The sequence below is a fragment of the Paenibacillus sp. FW101-FHT12H11 genome (assembly GCF_058790355.1).
Genome location: NZ_JBYTCO010000004.1, coordinates 21,332 through 40,351 on the forward strand (window position 1 = coordinate 21,332; position 19,020 = coordinate 40,351).

Genomic DNA, 19,020 nt, shown 5'->3' on the forward strand with positions numbered 1-19,020 from the left:
ACATCGCCAACATTCGCGTCGGAATGTGGAACTACAGTCCGCTATTTCAACGTTATCGCAAAAAATAACCCTCCAAGCGGAACTACAGGGCCTAATTTGCCAACTTATGGCCTCCGATTCCACCGAATGTGCCAAAATAGAGGACCACAGTTCTCTCCAACCAGCCACACCAACGCCAAAACCTAATCACAAAGGAGCCACTATGATACGTTTTGCAGTAATAGGAACAAATTGGATCACAGAAGAGTTCATTCACGCAGCCCGCGAGACGGGAGAATTTGCGTTAACAGCCGTGTACTCACGCACGGAGGAAAAGGCGGCGGAATTCGCCAATAAATTCGAGGTGGCTAACCGCTTTACGGACTTGAATGTTTTTGCTCAAAGCGATACATTCGATGCTGTTTATATCGCTAGTCCGAACTCGCTTCACGCTGAGTACGCCGTGCATTGCATGAATCACGGGAAGCATGTCCTTTGCGAGAAGCCGGCAGCATCCAATTCGGCGGAGTTGTCCGCCATGATTGAGGCAGCGCGCAGCAACAAGGTTGTGTTCATGGAGGCGCTCAAGTCCACGTTGATGCCGAATTTCAAGGCCATTCAAGAGAATCTGCACAAGCTTGGACCTATCCGCCGTTATTTCGCAGGCTACTGCCAATATTCCTCGCGGTATGATGCCTACAAGCAGGGCACGGTGCTGAATGCGTTCAATCCCATTTTCTCCAATGGCTCCTTGATGGACCTTGGTGTGTACTGCATTTATCCGTTGGCTGTGCTGTTCGGAACCCCCGATCGCGTGCAGGCAAGCGGCATGCTGCTGGAATCCGGTGTCGATGGGGAAGGCAGCCTTCTGCTGAGCTACAAAGACATGGATGCGGTAATTATGCATTCCAAAATCGCAAGCTCCTACTTGCCGGCAGAAATCCAAGGCGAACACGCAACGATGGTGATTGATAAAATCAACCAGCCAGAGAAAGTTGAAATCCGTTATCGTGACGGTTCGGTAGAGAATCTTACGCGCGAGCAAAGCGCTAGAACAATGCGGTACGAGGCAGAAGAATTCATCCGCCTCATCCAAAGCGGAGCGTCGGAGTCCGAGACGAACTCCCATGCCAATTCCAGCATCGCAATGGCCATTATGGACGAAGCTAGAAAACAAATGGGACTTGTATTCCCGGCAGACCGGAAATAAATGCAAATAAAAACCGAGCGATAATCAGGAAAAGGTCCTGAGTTCGCTCGGTTTTTTTTATTTGATAGAACCGGTGGTACGCATGGGTTTGTTCGATATAGCCATAGGAGCGAGGACGGTTTCAGCTGCCTCGGAGCTAACTTTTTTCCGGATCAGATGATACACAATCCCGATCATGAGCCAGACACCGCCCATCCATAAGGCGTCTCGGTCTAGCAGCGATAGCAGATAACCAATGAAGCCGGTTCCGACCAAAGGAAGCACCAGATACAAGATAGTTTGCTTCAAGGAGCGTTGGTTTTCTTTGATGTATTTTTGCGAGATGACAGAGATGTTTACGAAGAAGAAGGCCGTTAATGCACCAAAATTCACGAATTTGACGGCGTTGTCCAGGGAGATCACGAGGGCCAGCAGAGAGACGCAGCTCACGATCACGATGTTGATGACCGGTGTATTGAATTTCGGATGAAGAAAGGCAAACACTCGCTTAGGCAGAATGGAATCGCGCCCCATGACATAAAGCAGACGGGAAACGCTCGTTACGGACGATAAACCTTGTGTAAAAATAGCGAGTATGAGCACAGTGATGAACACAGAGCTGAGTGCGGCCCCACCAACAAGCTTGACGATCTCGAAGCCTGCCGAATCTACATTTACGAAGGTTAGGTGTGGATAAATCAGCTGAGTCAAAACGGATGGCACCAGGTAAAGAACGCTTGCTGTAAGGATGATGATCATGATCGCCCGAGGGATCGTTTTCTGGGCATTCACCGTTTCTTCGGACATGGTTGTGACGGTGTCAAAACCTAAGAAGGAGAAGCAAATAATGGAGGCGCCGGCCAGGATTGTAGAGAACGGCACGTCCGTTTGAAGGAATAATCCCATCGGATGAACGTCCCCCGTCAAATTGCGGATCAGGAAGAAGCAGAAGACGCCAATAAACAGAATCTGAATCCAAACGAACAATTTGCTAATATTCGCTGAGAATTTAATGCCGATGATATTGACGATACCAAGGATGATGTTCAGTCCGATAATCCAGACATAAGCCGGGATGGACGGGAACTGTGCATGCAGATAAATGCCGAAAGTGAGACAAGCGATGATCGGGGAGAAGAAATAGTCCAGCAGCAATGCCCAACCAACGAGGAAGCCCAGGTAGGGATGGATGCTTTTTTTCGTATACGTGTAGGCGGAGCCTGAGGTGGGGAACGACTTGGACATGACGCCGTAGCTGTAGGCTGTGAAGAAAATGGCGATAAAAGCAAGCAGATACGCTTGTGTCAGCATGCCGTGAGCATTCTCATAGGCTATCCCATAGATGGAGAAATAAATCATGGGTGTCATCCAGGCAAGCCCCATGTAGACGACTTGATACAAGCTTAAGGATTTCCGCAATTTGACTTCATTGGTCATGATGGAACACTCCCTTTATCGTTGGTGCTGTGGTCGCTGTCAGGGGCTGGTATGCAAAAAAGCCAAGGAGGATATCTAATAAACAGATATCTCCCGGGCTTTTGTCCCTCCGTGAACACAGGGTGAGCTGTGCGTTTTCTCTTGGACCAGACCGTAGCTTAAGCTAGCGCGGAACCCTAGAAAACTTTGTATGTTATAAATCTTTACTTATAAGTTGAAAAATAAGCGTGCTGCCTCTTTAATGTTAACTATATGTCTTTTGTGTAAGTTAATATAACACATTGTATGGCGTATGAGAAGTATTTTGCATGAAAAAGGTAAAAACGATAGAAGTTGTTGACACATTCCATAGTCAATGTTATGTTTAATAACACAAATGAATACGATTGTTTACTAGGGTTCCGCCGGTACACCGCCGGGCTGGTCCGAGAGTAAACCGCTTCTATCATGAGGAGCGACACGGAAGGATAAAAACCTGGGAGATATCACCAAGACGATTTGCGTCTTGTGATGTCTCCCTTTTTGTTTAACAGAACTCAGGAGGAGATGGATACGATGGCAACTGTGTGGAACAAGACAATAAGCCCGGGAGGCAAATGGTCAGGCGTGATTGGCAAAGGGAAGTTGATCCGGTTTACGGCTCAGGAGGCGGGAGCGAATGTGTCCATCCAATTGTTTCACGCACGGGATTTGACGGAGCGCTACAATATGCCGGATACGCTTAAAGCGCAATACACCGCCCATCTGACGCGAGGACATGTGCTAATGAGTGACAATGGGAGAGTGCTCGCAAGCATTGTGGAAGACAGCATAGGTTGGCATGATCCGCTAAGTGGATACACGAGCCGAGCAGCGACGGACGCCAAATATGGCGCTACTAACTATCAAGAGCTGCGAAATGAGTGGCTGCGGAGCGGGCAGGAGAACTTCGCTGTGGAACTTGTTCGCAGCGGGTTAAGCATGAGGGATATGATGCCTGTCCTCAACTTATTCTCGAAGGTGTTCTGCGATGAGCAAGGCGATATGCATTTCAGCCTAGAGCATTGCCCGGCGGGTGCTACTGTCACGCTTCGGACAGAGCTGGATACGCTGCTCGTTCTTTCTAATACCCCTAATCCACTTGATCCAAGAACCACCTATCCATCGGTGCCTGTTAACATCGAAGTGCTGCAGGCTGACCCTGTAGGCATGGACGATTTTTGTGTCAATTATCGTTCGGAGAATCGCCGGGCTTTTGAAAATACATGGGAATATCACGCACTGCTTACTTAAAAATCGGAGGAGGAACGGATATGGCGGTATTTAATCGTGTGGAGAGCCCTCGCAAAGCCGAGGAGGCGATATATAGCGAAATCATTCAAGCGGGGGACGGCTGGATGCGTGCGCTGAAGCCGGGCCAAGTGCTGCGCATTGTTGATCTGGAAGGGAATCAAGCAGCGGATACGTTGTTTTACGATGCTGAAAATCCAGAGGATCACTACAGTGCTGTGGCGACAATTGCAGGCCAAGGCAACATTTATTTAAGCGCAGGCTCGGTGCTGCGTGCCGAATCCGGCAAAGAACTGCTCCGAATCGTAGCGGATACGTGCGGACGGCATGATACCGTAGGCGGCTCCTGCTCCGCTCAAAGCAATACGGTGCGTTACTCGCACGACAAGCTGTCGATGCATAACTGCCGGGACACCTTTATGCTGCAGCTTGCACAGCACGATGGGGCTTATACGAAGCGGGATTTGGCGCCGAATATTAACTTTTTCATGAATGTGCCGGTTACAGCTGAGGGGGGATTGAAGTTTGATGATGGCGTCTCTGGACCAGGCTGCTATGTGGAAGTTCAATCGTTGGGAAGCTCCATGGTGCTGATTAGTAATTGTCCGCAGCTTAACAATCCTTGCAATGCCTACAATCCAACGCCGATTCAGGTGCTAATTTGGGATAAATAGAAATTCAAAAGGGGTGTGGATACGATGTTTACGAAAGTACTTATCGCTAATCGCGGTGCCATCGCAGTACGCATTGAGCGCACATTGCGCAAGCTCGGAGTGGCATCGGTTGCTGTGTATACGGGAGCAGACCAAGACAGCTTGCATGTGGATGGAGCGGATGAAGCGGTTCTGATCGGCGAGGGGCCGGCGAAGGAAAGCTATTTGAATACAGAGTTGATTCTGAAAACAGCGCTGGAAACCGGTGCCGAAGCGATTCATCCCGGCTATGGTTTTCTGAGTGAAAACGCGGATTTTGCCCGTGCATGCCGCGATCAGGGGATTGTGTTCATCGGACCTACACCGGAACAAATGGAGATGTTCGGGCTAAAACATTCGGCGCGCGAAATCGCGGAAAAAGCCGGTGTCCCGATGCTGCCGGGAACGCCACTCATTACAGAGCTTGAGACTGCGCTCGCGGAAGCTGCGCGGATTGGTTATCCGGTGATTCTCAAAAGCACAGCGGGAGGCGGCGGCATTGGCATGCGCGTCTGTGCGGATGAGGCGGCACTCAGGGCCGCTTATGACGGCGTGCGCCATTTGGCCGAGACGAATTTTAAAAACGGCGGCATGTTCCTTGAAAAATATATCGCCAGAGCGCGCCATGTCGAGGTGCAAATTTTCGGCAATAACTTCGGAGAAGTCGTTACGCTTGGCGAGCGCGATTGTTCCATCCAACGCCGCAACCAGAAGGTGATTGAGGAGAGTCCGGCTCCGAATCTCTCGGAGGATGTGCGTGAAGCGATGTTTGCTTCGGCTAAGCGTCTAGCAGCTGAAGTCGGCTACCGCAGCGCAGGTACGGTGGAATATTTGTATGACCCGGAAACGTGCGAGTTTTACTTTCTGGAAGTGAATACGCGACTTCAAGTCGAGCACGGTGTGACGGAAGAAGTGTTGGGAGTCGATCTTGTCGAGTGGATGGTGCGCGAAGCGGCAAATGAACTGACCGACATCCAGTCGCTCATTCGTAAGCCGATCGGTCACAGCATGCAAGCGCGCATTTACGCGGAGGATTGCTTGCAGCAGTTCCGTCCGAGTGCGGGGCAATTGGATCAGGCGGTATTTTCGGCTGGGGCGCGGAATGAAACATGGGTGAGGGATGGCTTAACGGTCACCACCTTATATGATCCGATGCTGGCTAAAATCATTGTCCACGGTACGGATCGTACGGACGCTATCCGGAAGCTGATCGAGGCGCTGTCTGAGACGCGTATGTATGGCATTACTACGAACCTGCAATATTTGCAGGCGCTTCTGCAAGAACAAGATTGCGTAGACGGGAATGTCTTCACGCAGCTGTTAAATACATTCGAGCCCGTCGAACGGGCGCTAGAAGTCTTGGATGGCGGCATCCAAACTACGGTGCAGGACTTCCCTGGACGTATCAGCCACTGGGATGTGGGAGTGCCGCCATGCGGGCCGATGGATCCGTTCTCGTTCCGAATCGGCAACAAGCTGCTCGGCAATGCGGATGACGCTCCTGGACTTGAAATGACGCTGCGCGGAGGTTCCTACAAGTTCCGCAGCGATTCGTGGTTCTGCGTCACTGGCGCGGATATGCAGGCGGAACTGGACGGGCAAGCTATCGCGCTCTATAAGCCGGTATTTGCAGCTCGCGGGCAAGTGTTGAGCTTCGGCGAGGCCAAAGAAGGGATGAGGTCTTATCTACTGGTCAGCGGGGGCTTCGATATGCCGAAAATACTCGGCAGCTCCTCGACCTTCACGCTGGGCGGCTTCGGCGGACACGGCGGTCGCGCGCTGCGCACTGGCGATGTGCTTGGCGTGAACGCAGGCGGCAGTCCTGTCCAAGAAACGGCTGAGCTTGCTGTGCAGCACCGTCCGCAAATGACACGGGAATGGACGATTGGGGTCATTCCTGGACCGCATTGTACGGGAGAATTCCTGCGGGCGGAGTACTTGGAACAGTTGACGGAAACAAGCTGGGAAGTGCATTTCAACTCTTCAAGAACGGGTGTTCGTTTGAAGGGGCCGGCTCCGCTTTGGACGCGGGAAGATGGGGGCGAAGCGGGGCTTCATCCATCCAACATTCACGATAATGCCTATGCGATCGGCACGTTGGATTTGACGGGGGATATGCCGATTTTGCTAGGTCCGGACGGGCCGAGTCTCGGCGGGTTCGTTTGTCCGGTAACGACGGCTTCGGCGGAGTTTTGGAAGCTTGGGCAATTGCATCCGGGTGATTCCATCCGGTTCCACCTGCTCACTCTTCAAGAAGCGGAAGTTTTGCGTGAGGGGCAGGAGGAGAATTTGCGAGCTATTGGCGCGGGAGATTACGAACGGCTTACCCGTGTGGCATTGCCTGCTGTTAATAAGGAAATTACGCCGGAGTACCCGCGCCTTTTCCATGAAACAGCGAATCGCAGATTTCCGATCACGATCCGCTGCTGCGGCGATCAGAACCTGCTCGTAGAGTATGGCGAGCTTGAGTTGGATTTGCTGCTGCGCTTCCAAGTGCAGGCTTTGATGCAAGCGATCGCGGAGAGCGGCTCGATTCCGGTGCTAGATTTGACGCCGGGCATTCGTTCCTTGCAAATCCATATTGATCCGACTCGAATCACCGTAAGTGAGGCGTGTGCGAAAGTTGTAGAAATTGACGCAGCGCTGCCTCCGCTTGAAGAGTTCCGTGTACCGTCGCGCATTGTCCGCTTGCCGCTTTCATGGGATGACCCGGCTACTCAGCTGGCCATTCAACGCTACCAACAAGGAGTTCGGCCCGATGCTCCGTGGTGTCCGAGCAACTTGGAATTCATTCAACGTATTAATGGATTAGATTCGATTGATGATGTGAAAAAGATTGTTTTTGATGCCAATTATTTGGTACTTGGCTTAGGGGATGTCTACTTGGGTGCGCCTGTAGCCACACCAGTTGACCCGCGTCACCGTCTAGTAACGACGAAATATAATCCGGCACGCACGTGGACACCGGAAAATGCAGTTGGTATAGGTGGAGCATACATGTGTGTGTATGGAATGGAAGGCCCTGGCGGCTATCAATTCGTCGGACGTACGATTCAGATGTGGAATCGGCTGCGTTCAACGGAGAGCTTTAAGGCTGGTAAGCCGTGGCTGCTGAGATTTTTTGACCAAATTCAGTTTTATGAAGTGAGTGCCGAGGAGCTGCTTCAGCTCCGTGAAGATTTCCCGCGAGGCCGTTATGAAGCGGATATTCAGGAGACGACTTTTGATTTAGGTGAATATTTGCAATTCTTGAGTTCTATTGAAGAAAGTGCAGCGACATTCCGGGAGCAGCAGCAAATCGCATTCAACGAAGAGCGGGAGAGCTGGAAGGCGAAGGGCTTAGCGGAGTACGTATCTGAGCAGGAAACCGCAAGTGAACAACCCGAGGATGAACTGCCGGCAGGTACAGTCGCTGTACGCGGGATTATGCCGGGCTCCGTGTGGAAAGTGCTTGTTTCACCAGGTGAGCAAGTGAAGAAGGGCGATCAATTAGCTATTCTCGAAAGTATGAAAATGGAATTCCCGCAGCACGCTCCTTGCGACGGTTATGTCTCGATGATTCAAGTGAAGCCTGGCGATCAAGTGCATGCCGGTCAGCTCATTCTTGGAATTGCCCAATCTGCTTAAGGAGAGGTGTTTGTAGATGACAAAGATTAGGGAGAATGGCGTTGTGACGGAGCTTCCTCTAGAGCTTACGATTTCTTGGCTTCAGGATAAATATGCGAAAGGAGAATTGAATCCGCATGAAGTCATGGCGGCTATTGTACAGCGCGCAGCGGACGACGCGGGCATGAATCTTTGGATTACGCCGCCTTCTATGGCGCTCATTCAACCCTATTTGGATGCGCTGGCTGAGCGGAATCCGGCGGATGCGCCGCTGTGGGGGATCCCTTTTGCGATCAAGGATAACATTGATCTAGCGGGGGTGCCAACGACGGCAGGGTGCGAGGAGTATGCCTATACGCCATCAGAGCATGCGGGCGTTGTAGAAAGACTGATTGCGGCAGGAGCAATTCCGGTCGGCAAAACGAATTTGGATCAGTTCGCGACAGGGCTTGTCGGCGCAAGAAGCCCTTACGGCGACGCGCACAATGCGCTGCGTCCCGAATTGATCAGCGGCGGCTCGAGTTCAGGCTCCGCCGTCGCCGTTGCTCGTGGCCAAGCGGCTTTCTCGCTTGGCACGGACACGGCAGGCTCAGGCCGCGTGCCGGCTGCGCTGAACGGGTTGGTTGGCTATAAGCCGAGTCTCGGCGCTTGGCCAACCAAAGGGGTTGTGCCTGCCTGTGCGAGTTTAGATTGTGTAACCGTCTTTGCGCACAGCTTGGATGACGCACTCGCCGTAGACGGCGTAGCGCGTGGTCTTCACGCGGAAGACCCGTGGTCGCGCAGCGTGAGTCGAGGTGCGTCTCAACTTCCGCAGACGCTGCTGCTTCCGGATGGTCCGCTTGGGTTCTACGGGTCTTATGCTGCAGAGTATGAAGCGGCATGGGGAAAAGCTGTGAAACAGTTGCAAGAGTTGAATCTCCCTATCGCCTATGTAGATGTTACAATGTTCGCCCAAGCGGCGGCGATTTTATATGAAGGGCCGTGGGTGGCTGAGCGATGGGCAGCTGTGGGTGGTTTTATTGAGGCGAATCCGGGGGTAGCGTATCCAGTGACGGAGCAGATCCTCCGCTCTGGCTCGGCAGCGGAGTATGACGCAGCGTCGGTGTTCCAAGCGATGCATAAGCTGCAGCGCTTCAAGCTCGAAGCCCGCAAGTTGCTGCAGGGGGCGGTTCTTGTTATGCCGACCTGCGGGGGCACATGGACCCGCGAGCAGGTGCTCGCCGACCCGATTCAGACGAATCGGGAGATGGGCCGCTACACCAATCATTGCAATTTGCTGGATTGGTGTGCGGTTGCCGTGCCGGCGTGCGATGCGGCTCCGCTGACGCCTTTTGGCATTACCCTCTTCGGGATTGCCGAAGAGGAGAACTTGATCTGCGGCGCAGCCGAGCTGATCTTGGCGGGGGCGAGCGCGGCAAGCGAGGCTGCTAGCGCGAGCGAAGGCGCATCGATGAGCGCCGATAGCGGAGTGAGTGCAGCGGTAGCGCAGGCGACGACGCTCGTCGCGGTCTGCGGCTTACACATGCGCGGCTACCCGCTGGAGAAGCAGATGCGAGGCTGTGGAGCGCGGTTCATCCGTGAGGATGAAACCGCGGCGAAGTACAGCCTCGTGAAGTTGGCGACCACGCCGGCGAAGCCGGGGCTCGTGAAGCGGGAGCAGGGCGGCGCAGCGATCGCCCTGGAGGTTTGGGAAATGCCGCTGGAGGCATTCGGCGGCTTTGTGGCGGCGATCCCGGCTCCGCTGGGGATCGGTAAGGTTGAGCTCCGGGACGGCACGGAGGTCCCGGGCTTTGTTTGTGAGGCTTACGCGGCCGCGGGTGCGGAAGATGTGACAGCGCTTGGCGGGTGGCGCCAAGTGGTGCCGCTGCAGGATTGATAACGATGTTTTACATCGTTGAGCATAACGTCATCTCAGCAATGTCGGCTAACGGACTGAGTGGAGCTAATTTGGTGCTTTTGGGTAAAGATTAGGCATCTAACGGACTCAGGTGACGCTATTGGTTGTAAAGCTGTCTAAAACAGCGACAAAATGCATAAATAACGTCATCTCAGTCCGATAACACCTCAATTATCGCTGAAATGAGCAGAATAACGGCTGCTGAGTCCGCTACTGAACGGTGGGTACTTGGGTGTTGGTGGTTGAGCGCCAATTGGTGGGGCTTATGGCCTTTTAACTAGTTGGCTACTATAGGCGGGGGCCGTCCGCTTTACATCGGCGGTTGGTTTATCTTGCGATGAACAACGTTACATAAGCTAAAAAGCCCCTTCATGAGGAGGGTTTTTGTCGTAGCTACAGGTCCTGACTACCTTAATCATGATCGCTTTCTTTAGAACTTAGAGAGTCTATTTATTCATTAGCACACACTTAATTAAGTTGACACTTAATTAAGTGTGTGCTAAATTATTGATATGATTGATAAAGCCATTCAAGCGATAACGGAACCAAGGCGCCGAGATATTTTACATCTCGTCCGTGATGAGGAGCTGACCTCCAGCGCCATTGCTTCGCATTTTGACATTTCAGCACCGGCAATTTCGCAGCATCTCAAGGTTCTTGAAGAGGCTGGACTCGTCGTTGTTCGACGGGCAGGCACCAAACGATTCTATGGCATTAGGAGGGAAGGATTCGCCGAGTTGATGCAATACATTGAGAGCTTCTGGGATGATAGCTTATTGCGCCTTAAAGAAGCTGCTGAAGAGGAGGAAAGAAGAAAGCATGGAAACAACGAGCAGTAGGGAGATCATTAAGAAGGAAATTTTTATCGCATGCCGTCCGGAGACTTTGTTCTCGTTTTTTACAGATCCGGATAAATTAGTTCGTTGGATGGGACGCAACGTTTTGCTTGATCCGAGCATTGGAGGCAAATTTCGCATCGATTTGAACGGTAGTGACATTGCATCGGGTGAGTACAAAGAGATTATTCCTAACGAAAAAGTCGTTATGACATGGGGGTGGGAGCGCTCCAAGGTGGTCCCTCCAGGCTCAAGCACTGTCGAATTTAAGTTAACACCTAAAGATAATGGCACTCTTTTAGAGTTCATGCACTACGATCTGCCTGCAACGGAAATTGCGGATCATGTGAAAGGTTGGTCGCATTTTCTGCCACGTATTCAGATGGTAGCCGAGGCCGATGGAGCTGGGGAAGCTCCGTCATCTGAACAAGCTTAATGATTGGTGTATTAGCAGCGCGCATGACTATGCGCGCTCTTCATATTTAATGAGAGGGATAACCTAGCTCAGGAGATCCTCCCTCTTTTTCAATCTCAAATTACTCATTATTCTAGTAGTTATTTCTGCGCATCGCCCGTGCTTATTCCATGCTTCGCCCAGTTTTTGTTCTGCTATTCACCCGACATTTCCACTTGGCTTCCCTCGTGCCGTTCCTCCCACGTTCCGTCCAGCTATCCTTCCGTAACTTGTCCGGCTTCGCCCATCATTCCTCTCACGCTTCCTCCCTCATTTAGCCCGCCCTTGGTCACTCATCCTATCCCTCCAGCGCCCCTACACATTTCGCCTTCCACCACGCGCCACGCCCATCCGCTTTTTCCTCCATGCTCATCGCCAATCAGCGCCTGTCCTCCCTCTTTTTCGCGCACTATTCACACCTTATACCCACTTATCCACAAAATTACCCACAGTATCAACATGTCCACAAATCATGCTGTGCATAAGGCTTTGTGCATTCTGTGCACATATCCACAGGTTAAGTTATCCACATGGGAGTATGTACTCAGATCCTATATTTATGATACTATTTGGTATGCGTAAGGGGCTGTCAGGTTACATTAATAACCAAATGGGAAGGGATAGGTGGGGCGTCAATGAAGAAGATTTTCAACATCTATCGGACGGATCTAATTAACTTATGGAGGGTGCCTACAGGCCTGCTCCTCATGGTGGCGCTTGCCATATTGCCGTCTGTGTATGCCTGGATTAACCTAGAGGCGATGTGGGACCCTTATTCCAATACATCGGGGATCAAAATCGCAGTGACAAGCAACGATCAAGGAGCGAAGATTGAGGATAAAACCATTAACATTGGAAACGAGGTTGTGGATAATCTAAAAGAAAATCATACGCTGGGTTGGACCTTTGTGGATGAAGCAACGGCACTGAACGGGGTGGAACGCGGGGATTACTACGCGAGCTTAATTATTCCTAAGGACTTCTCGCAGAAAATTACGAGTATTATAGATGGCACGATGGAGAAGCCCGAAATCATTTATACCGTGAATGAAAAAATCAATGCTGTTGCGCCAAAAATTACAAGCAAAGGCGCGTCCAGTGTCTCTCAGCAAATCAGTGAGAATTTTATCAAAACGGTGAGCAACTCGATTCTGACCCGGATGAAGGAGATCGGCATCGATTTTGAGAAGGAGCTGCCGACGATTCGCAATATGGAAGCGAAGATTTTGGAGTTGGAAAATCGATTGCCTGAAATCGAGACGATGGGTGGAAAGGCGTTGGAGTTAGAACAGAAACTGCCCGAACTGAAAGAGAAAGGGCAGAAGATCGTCCAACTCGAAGAGAAAATTCCGGATATTAATCGCGCGGCGGATACTGTTTTGAAGATTGAAGAGCGCTGGCCGAAGATTCAGGCGGTTGCGCAGGAAGTGCTGCTTATTCAGCAGAAGCTGCCCGAGATTCAGAAAGCTGCAAGCAGGGTGGCGGAGCTCGACCAGAATTTCGGTAAAGTGGAAGAGGTGCTGAATACCGCCATTGATAAATCCCGCAAAGCTGATGAGATCGTTAGCGCTGCGCTGGATACGCTGCCGAAAATCGACGCGATTGCGACGCAGGGAGCGGCTTTCGCTGATGCGCTCACGAATTTTTTGCACAAAAATGAGGCGGCATTCCAGACTTTAATCCCGGTGGTGAAGCAGAACCTGACTCTGCTGCAACAAACGGCGGACGCTGTCACGCAGCTTACGGGAGTGCTGCAGGATGTCAATATCGACCCGCAAAAATCGCTGGCGGCTATTGGCTTTTTGTCCGAACGCCTCACGTCCGGTGCGGCTGTGCTGGATAACACGATAGATGTGTTCACGCGTTTGAACGCGAGTTTGCCGAATAACCCGTTTGCGGATACCATTTCACGGTTAACGGCTCTTCGAACGAATATGGCTAATCAAATTCAAGCCCTGAATAAGCTGCAAACCGCCATCGGACGCGGTGAAAAGCCGGCAAAGGACATCGTGAATAACTTGAACACGTTATCCAAAGAGGCAAGCAGCGCGCTGGGCGGCATTCTGGCCAGATACGATTCGGAGATCGTGCCGAATATGACGAAAGCCTTTGGGCAAATACTGAGTGTCGCCCAGAATGCAGGAAGTGCGCTTCAAACATTGAAGGAGCAGCTGCCCGATATCAAAGGGATTTTGACGGATGCGCAAAACGGCATCCATTTTGCCCAGACGCAGCTCGATACCCTGCAGAAGGAGCTTCCGGACATCCGGGCGAAGGTGCACGAAGCGTCGTCGACGCTTCAAAGCAAGCTGGATGCGTTCACCACCGGCATTAATGAGGCGGCTCCGTTCATTCGCAACGACCTGCCGCGAGTTGAGCAGAAGCTGCATACGGCAGCGGATTTTATACGCAACGACTTGCCTGCAGCGGAGGAAGAAATCCGCAAAGTGGCGGATCTATACCAGACGAAGCTGCCTGAGGTGGAGGATGCCGTTCATCTGGCGGCTAATCTTGTGCGCAGCGATCTGCCGGCCTTCGAAGAGGCTGTCCACAAGGCAGCGGACCAGATCCGTAAAGTGCAAGGAAGCGGCAGCGTCGACGAGGTTCTTCGTTTGCTTCAGAATGACATTCAGAAGCAAAGCGATTTTCTCTCTAATCCGGTGCTGATCAAAGAGGATAAGAGATTTCCCATTCCGAACTATGGATCGGCGATGTCACCTTTTTACACAACGCTTTCGTTGTGGGTAGGCGCTATGCTGCTTGTGTCTCTGATGAGAGTAGATGTGGATAACTTAGACGGTGTGTACAAGACGCATCATATTTATTTTGGACGGATGATGATCTTCTTGACCGTTGGATTTTTTCAAGCGTTGATTGTCACCCTTGGGGATATTTTTATATTGGGTACATATGTTGTGGATAAGATTTGGTTTGTTATTTTTGCGTTGTTAATAAGCGTTGTGTTTATTACCATCACGTACACTTTGGTTTCTGTTTTTGGCAACATCGGCAAAGGCATCGCCATTATTTTTCTCGTGCTGCAATTTTCGAGCTCGGGAGGGACGTTCCCGGTGAGCACGGCTTCGCCTTTTTTTCAAAAGCTGAATCCGTTTGTGCCGTTTACTTATGCGGTTGGGGTGATGCGCGAGGCCGTCGGGGGGATGCTGTTGTGGGTGGTGCTGAAAGATGTCCTCTGTCTGTGTGTGTTTATCGTGGTTTGCTATGTAGTGGCATTAGCGCTGAAAAAACCGCTGAGCGGCTATACGAAGCGCGTAGCTGAAAAGGCGAAGATGACGAAGTTAATTTCTTGAAAATATTTCCTCATTCTGTGAAACAATGAACGTTTTGATCCGTCTTTGATGATAGAGGACGGTGCTGATATGAAAATAAGAATGCTGATCATCATCTTGGTTGTTTGGACCGCTTTCGTGCCTGCCCATGCTTTTGCGCTATCTTGCGCGATGCCACCTTCCATTGAAAAGAGTTATGAACTTTACGATGCGGTTATTGTAGCGAACGTGGACGGGGTCATCACAAAAAGGAACAGCAAAGAACTGAAGTTAACGGTATTGACGAGCTTCAAGGGGATGGAGGATCGAAACATTTCGGTGGCGGAGGATTTTACCTGGGGGACGAGTGAGCGCGGGAAATCGTATTTGTTCTTCTTAAAAAAGAAACAAGGGGATTGGGAGAATCCGCTGTGCTCGCCAACGAAACCGGCAGAAAATGCTGTGCAAGAGCTTAGTTTTCTCCAATCGAAAGAGATTTCCCTCAAAGCCGTTGTGGCAAAGGAGACTGTGCCGACGCATTGGGTGCTCCCTTTAACTTTAATGTGCGTGTTGAGTGCTGTGATATATGCTGGAGTACGGTTTACGAAGTGGAGAAACGGAAAGAATGGATAGCAAGAGACACGAGAACCTGAGGCGATGCCTTGGGTTTTTGTTATGCCAAAATGGAACGAGTATTGCGAAGGATTTCTCTCATAGGAACGGAATCAACGGGACGGCTCCTCTCCTTTTTTATGAGTCAATTATAGCTCACCTCCATTACCATTTATATACATATGATATACATATGATATACATATGATATACATTTGATGAGTTTGTGATACTTAGATGGGCAAGAGGATCACAGTCACGCAGAACTTAGCCTTTAGTCTAGGTTTTATCAAGACTTTTGGCTAAATAAAGACAGTACCTTAGAGCGTTTAGATAAAAAAGCTTCTCCTTTATCATTGAGGTAACGTTAAGGAGAGCGAGGAATTGGAGTGAGATTAACATCGTGGTGGTCCTATTGTTTGGCCTGCAGCGCATTGTTGCTGATCCCGTTGGTGGGTCTGATCTATGTTCAGCTGAATCAAGCTGGTGGAATGGCTTACAACTTGGTGACCGATTTGGATCGGCAAATCCCCTTCGTGAAAGGTTTTGTCGTACCTTATCTATCGTGGTATGGGTTTCTGCTTGTCGGGTTTCTGTACTTGGCTTACAAGGATCGTCGTAATTATTATAGAACGCTAATTGAATTTGTGATTGGATTGCTGATTTGTTATGGCATATATGCCATTTATCAAACGACTGTACCTCGGCCGGTGCTAACCGGCACTGACCCTTTGCTTCAGCTTGTGGCGTGGGTGTACCGATCGGATCAACCTTTTAACTGCTTTCCAAGCACTCATGTGCTGACCTCTTATCTCATGATGAGAGCCTACCTGCGTACGACTCGAGTCGCGACGCGCTACAAAATTATCGTAACCGCTATATCGCTGCTCATCATCGTCTCCACACAGTTCGTGAAACAGCATGTCCTGCTCGATATTGTAGGAGCTGTCCTCGTGGCGGAGGGTGTTGTTTATGCCATGGATCGTGTGCGAAAAGGCTGGATGACGGAGTCGCGAATCAAAGTCAAAGTACGGACACAGCAAAGCAATCTCGAAGGAGGATTAAGGCAATGAAGCGCAGAGAAAAATTATTGATTTTGACAGGCAGTTTAGGGGATGGACATAATAAAGCGGCTCAGGCGATCCTTGAGGCTACGAGATTGCATAGGCCTGATGTAGATGTGAAGGTGGTCGATTTTTTGGAGTGGACGCATCCTTACTTGCATGGGGTGGGCAAATACTGCTATATGCAGTGGGTGAAAAGCCTGCCGTCCGTCTATGGCTATCTGTACCGCAAGACGCGTGATGATAATACTTTTTCCCATATGTTTAAAAAGATGAAATCTTTCAGCACGGATCGGATGTTGGCGTTGCTGGATGAGGAGGGACCGACAGAGGTCGTGTGCACGTTCCCTGGGGCCGCGGCGGCGATGTCGTACTTAAAATGCAACGGATTCACGACGGTGCCAACCGTAACGGTCATGACCGATTATACGGATCATAGCTATTGGATTCATCCGGGGACGGATCGTTACCTGGTCGGCGCTGACCATGTGAAGCAAGCGCTGCTTCGATACGGTGTTCCAGAAGAGCATGTTGTGGTTACGGGAATTCCGATTCGGAAGCCGTTTACACAGGCATATGATCGGGCGGAGCTGCGAGATCAGCATGGGTTGGATCGCGAGATGCCGACCGTGCTGGTCATGGGCGGCGGGCATGGCTTGATCGGCAAGCAGTTCAAGTCTGTGCTGCAGTCGGATGAGCTGGCGGAGCCGGTGCAGTTCGTTTTTGTCTGCGGGCGCAATGAGAAACTCAAACAGCTCCTCGAGGAGGAGCTGGGCGGCGAGAAAACGCGTCATCGCGTGAAAGTGACAGGGTTCGTGGACCATGTCCATGAGTTGATGGCTTTATCGGATCTGATCATCACGAAGCCGGGCGGTCTTACCATCTCGGAAGCGATGGCGTTGGAGCTTCCCATGATGTTGTATAAGCCGATTCCTGGCCAAGAGCAGGAAAACGCTGCGTACTTGGTCAGCTTAGGGGCCGCGATCGAAGTGAAAAATGCACTGGAGCTGAAAAACCAGCTGCTGGAAGTAATCGCGAATCAATCGCTCTTATCGAAGCTGAAAGAGAACGTGAAGATGAGCCAACAGCATCAGGATGCCCAACATATGCTTCGCGCTATTTTTGAGACCCGCCATCATTTTGTCCCGATGGCTGACGACATGCGTTTGGCCTATGCCAACGGCTAAAATGGCGGGTTCCTCCCTCTTTTCACCCTTCAAAAACGTTTGTTATCCGCTAAAAAACGCATGATTTCATAACTTGTCAAGTTTGGTGTCAATAAGTGCTTATTGTGTTTTTAAATCAGCTGCTTGCTGATTTGTTTAGATGTTTAGCTTGACAATGTATCTATTGTAAAGGTGTTTTCGTAGTAGATCGCAGCTTCTATTTGTCCTCATGCATGGTGACGATGATGTCCTGTGCGTAGTTGCCGAAGCTTTTGCCGAATAAGGTGATGCCTCCGCAGTTGGGTGAGGTCTCTAAGGATGCGATGCGGAACTGAATATCCTTGCCGAAGGCGACGGATAGATCTTGTATCGCGGTATCGGATATTTTGGTACCGTCCAGGTAGGAGCCGGTGGGGCTGACCGTAATGACTTTGAGCAGGCCGTGCTGCGTATTGCTGCTGCTCCACCAATCCGGTGTCAAGACGCCGCGTTGGGAGCCGAAATCACCGGGGCTCGTCCAGATGCCGAGGGGGACGTCGTTGATGTAAAACGAGATATCGGAAGGCCAGTTCTCGTTGAATCCCGGAGCTTCGGAGCAAATTTCAAAGGAAATTTCCAATGTGCGCAGCTTCTGATTGCTGTGAAGGAAGTTGGGAATGCGGTACTCCACATAGCCGCTGGCAAACCATAGAATCCCCGCATGGACATGACCTGGATCGGCAAAATAACGCGGATCATCCAACACGCCGATCAGCTGGGTCGGAGACGCAAGCCCGCAGGTTGGCTTCATCTCGAAGGAGGTGTATTGGCCGATTGGGATGGCAAGTGTATTCGTAGGAAGGTCGACCGGCTTCTTCGGTTTGAACTGCAGGACGGCCTGATCGATTTTCAAATGGCATATTTTCTGCGTGCCTCGAACACCGGTTGTGTTCTCGGAGGTGATGATGCCGGCTAGCTCAAGCTTCTGAATATGTTTGGTTACAATCGCGGAAGAAATATCAAGTTTCTGAGAGAGTTGTTTGATGTTGAGTGGCTCCTGCCCGAGCAGCTCGATCATTTTCACGCGCGTTTCCGAGGAGAAGCATTCGAGAAAAGCCATATTTTTGGTGGAGACTTCAATTTGCATAAAAGGAACCTCAATCTTTAATGTTTTTGTTTATTGTATAACTTGTAGGTTAATTTAACAAGTTGACATGGGATTATTTCAGAGTGTTTGTTAAGAGCGACGTTTGATTGCAAGCGGGAAGCGGGGGGCCGAGTTAAGCAAATGCAGCTTTATATTGCACAATGTGCAATATAAAGCGAGCATTTTGCTGAAAGAGCTGGCTTTCATTGTACCAAGTGCAATCAAGAAGTTGGAAATGCGCTGAAAAATGGCATTTTGGGGAAAAATGATTGCACTTAGTACAACGTAGCTAGCTGCGGCAGCGGGTAATGCCCGAAATGGTTGCACAAAGTGCAACGTAAACAGCTAGGGCAGCGAATGCAGCGTCAACATAGGATGAGTTACTGAAAGCAGCAGGCGTTGGGAGAAGCGAGTAGTAGGAGTA

Annotated in this window: 13 protein-coding genes and 2 riboswitches; of the genes, 11 read left to right on the forward strand and 2 right to left on the reverse strand. The window is 50.7% G+C overall.

What is annotated here, in order from left to right:
• Nucleotides 1–202: 202 nt before the first annotated feature.
• Nucleotides 203–1,189, forward strand: coding sequence for a Gfo/Idh/MocA family protein (locus AC3WTJ_RS13750; protein ID WP_492522256.1), 987 nt, complete (start codon nucleotides 203–205; stop codon nucleotides 1,187–1,189).
• A 57-nt stretch (nucleotides 1,190–1,246) separates the two neighbouring features.
• Here the strand turns inward: AC3WTJ_RS13750 and AC3WTJ_RS13755 are convergent, their stop codons facing one another.
• On the reverse strand, nucleotides 1,247–2,605 hold the full coding sequence (locus AC3WTJ_RS13755) for an APC family permease (RefSeq protein WP_492522257.1): 1,359 nt from the start codon (nucleotides 2,603–2,605) through the stop codon (nucleotides 1,247–1,249).
• An 88-nt stretch (nucleotides 2,606–2,693) separates the two neighbouring features.
• Nucleotides 2,694–2,796: riboswitch (guanidine-I (ykkC/yxkD leader) on the reverse strand.
• 191 nt (nucleotides 2,797–2,987) lie between these two features.
• Nucleotides 2,988–3,089: riboswitch (guanidine-I (ykkC/yxkD leader) on the forward strand.
• Nucleotides 3,090–3,160: 71 nt separating this feature from the next.
• Here AC3WTJ_RS13755 and AC3WTJ_RS13760 point away from each other — a divergent pair.
• The 10 genes from AC3WTJ_RS13760 to AC3WTJ_RS13805 all read left to right on the forward strand — a co-directional run bounded on the left by AC3WTJ_RS13760 (nucleotide 3,161) and on the right by AC3WTJ_RS13805 (nucleotide 17,491).
• Nucleotides 3,161–3,877 carry an urea amidolyase associated protein UAAP1 gene (locus AC3WTJ_RS13760; protein ID WP_492522258.1) on the forward strand — a complete coding sequence of 239 codons (717 nt, stop codon included), beginning with the start codon at nucleotides 3,161–3,163 and terminating at the stop codon, nucleotides 3,875–3,877.
• 20 nt (nucleotides 3,878–3,897) lie between these two features.
• Entirely contained in the window at nucleotides 3,898–4,548 is a 651-nt protein-coding gene (locus AC3WTJ_RS13765; protein WP_492522259.1) for an urea amidolyase associated protein UAAP2, read from the forward strand.
• 24 nt (nucleotides 4,549–4,572) lie between these two features.
• Complete coding sequence (gene uca, locus AC3WTJ_RS13770) at nucleotides 4,573–8,193, forward strand: urea carboxylase (protein ID WP_492522260.1); 3,621 nt, start codon at nucleotides 4,573–4,575, stop codon at nucleotides 8,191–8,193.
• Between the two features lie 16 nt (nucleotides 8,194–8,209).
• Nucleotides 8,210–10,048: an allophanate hydrolase gene (gene atzF, locus AC3WTJ_RS13775; protein WP_492522261.1), complete on the forward strand. Its 1,839-nt coding sequence runs from the start codon at nucleotides 8,210–8,212 to the stop codon at nucleotides 10,046–10,048.
• 533 nt (nucleotides 10,049–10,581) lie between these two features.
• A complete protein-coding gene (locus AC3WTJ_RS13780) occupies nucleotides 10,582–10,908 on the forward strand; it encodes an ArsR/SmtB family transcription factor (protein WP_157324123.1) in 327 nt (108 codons plus the stop codon).
• Entirely contained in the window at nucleotides 10,889–11,341 is a 453-nt protein-coding gene (locus tag AC3WTJ_RS13785) for an SRPBCC domain-containing protein (protein WP_492522262.1), read from the forward strand. The genes AC3WTJ_RS13780 and AC3WTJ_RS13785 overlap by 20 nt, the downstream gene beginning before the upstream one ends.
• A 653-nt stretch (nucleotides 11,342–11,994) precedes the next feature.
• Nucleotides 11,995–14,670, forward strand: coding sequence for a YhgE/Pip family protein (locus AC3WTJ_RS13790; RefSeq protein ID WP_492522263.1), 2,676 nt, complete (start codon nucleotides 11,995–11,997; stop codon nucleotides 14,668–14,670).
• 69 nt (nucleotides 14,671–14,739) lie between these two features.
• Nucleotides 14,740–15,261, forward strand: coding sequence for a hypothetical protein (locus AC3WTJ_RS13795; protein WP_492522264.1), 522 nt, complete (start codon nucleotides 14,740–14,742; stop codon nucleotides 15,259–15,261).
• Nucleotides 15,262–15,629: 368 nt separating this feature from the next.
• Complete coding sequence (locus tag AC3WTJ_RS13800) at nucleotides 15,630–16,313, forward strand: phosphatase PAP2 family protein (protein ID WP_492522265.1); 684 nt, start codon at nucleotides 15,630–15,632, stop codon at nucleotides 16,311–16,313.
• Nucleotides 16,310–17,491: an MGDG synthase family glycosyltransferase gene (locus AC3WTJ_RS13805; RefSeq protein ID WP_492522266.1), complete on the forward strand. Its 1,182-nt coding sequence runs from the start codon at nucleotides 16,310–16,312 to the stop codon at nucleotides 17,489–17,491. The genes AC3WTJ_RS13800 and AC3WTJ_RS13805 overlap by 4 nt, the downstream gene beginning before the upstream one ends.
• A gap of 196 nt (nucleotides 17,492–17,687) precedes the next feature.
• On the opposite strand, the gene AC3WTJ_RS13810 is transcribed toward AC3WTJ_RS13805, so the two are convergent.
• The gene (locus AC3WTJ_RS13810) at nucleotides 17,688–18,596 is read right to left on the reverse strand and encodes an ArsR/SmtB family transcription factor (RefSeq protein WP_492522267.1); all 909 of its coding nucleotides are present in this window, start codon (nucleotides 18,594–18,596) and stop codon (nucleotides 17,688–17,690) included.
• Between the last annotated feature and the right edge of the window lie 424 nt (nucleotides 18,597–19,020).

Excerpts from the sequence above, each read along its gene's own strand:
- AC3WTJ_RS13795 (WP_492522264.1), top strand. The coding sequence starts at position 14,740 with ATGAAAATAAGAATGCTGATCATCATCTTGGTTGTTTGGACCGCTTTC.
- atzF (WP_492522261.1), top strand. The coding sequence starts at position 8,210 with ATGACAAAGATTAGGGAGAATGGCGTTGTGACGGAGCTTCCTCTAGAG.
- AC3WTJ_RS13755 (WP_492522257.1), bottom strand. The coding sequence starts at position 2,605 with ATGACCAATGAAGTCAAATTGCGGAAATCCTTAAGCTTGTATCAAGTC.
- AC3WTJ_RS13810 (WP_492522267.1), bottom strand. The coding sequence starts at position 18,596 with ATGCAAATTGAAGTCTCCACCAAAAATATGGCTTTTCTCGAATGCTTC.
- AC3WTJ_RS13780 (WP_157324123.1), top strand. The coding sequence starts at position 10,582 with ATGATTGATAAAGCCATTCAAGCGATAACGGAACCAAGGCGCCGAGAT.
- AC3WTJ_RS13790 (WP_492522263.1), top strand. The coding sequence starts at position 11,995 with ATGAAGAAGATTTTCAACATCTATCGGACGGATCTAATTAACTTATGG.
- AC3WTJ_RS13760 (WP_492522258.1), top strand. The coding sequence starts at position 3,161 with ATGGCAACTGTGTGGAACAAGACAATAAGCCCGGGAGGCAAATGGTCA.
- uca (WP_492522260.1), top strand. The coding sequence starts at position 4,573 with ATGTTTACGAAAGTACTTATCGCTAATCGCGGTGCCATCGCAGTACGC.
- AC3WTJ_RS13750 (WP_492522256.1), top strand. The coding sequence starts at position 203 with ATGATACGTTTTGCAGTAATAGGAACAAATTGGATCACAGAAGAGTTC.
- AC3WTJ_RS13785 (WP_492522262.1), top strand. The coding sequence starts at position 10,889 with ATGGAAACAACGAGCAGTAGGGAGATCATTAAGAAGGAAATTTTTATC.
- AC3WTJ_RS13805 (WP_492522266.1), top strand. The coding sequence starts at position 16,310 with ATGAAGCGCAGAGAAAAATTATTGATTTTGACAGGCAGTTTAGGGGAT.
- AC3WTJ_RS13765 (WP_492522259.1), top strand. The coding sequence starts at position 3,898 with ATGGCGGTATTTAATCGTGTGGAGAGCCCTCGCAAAGCCGAGGAGGCG.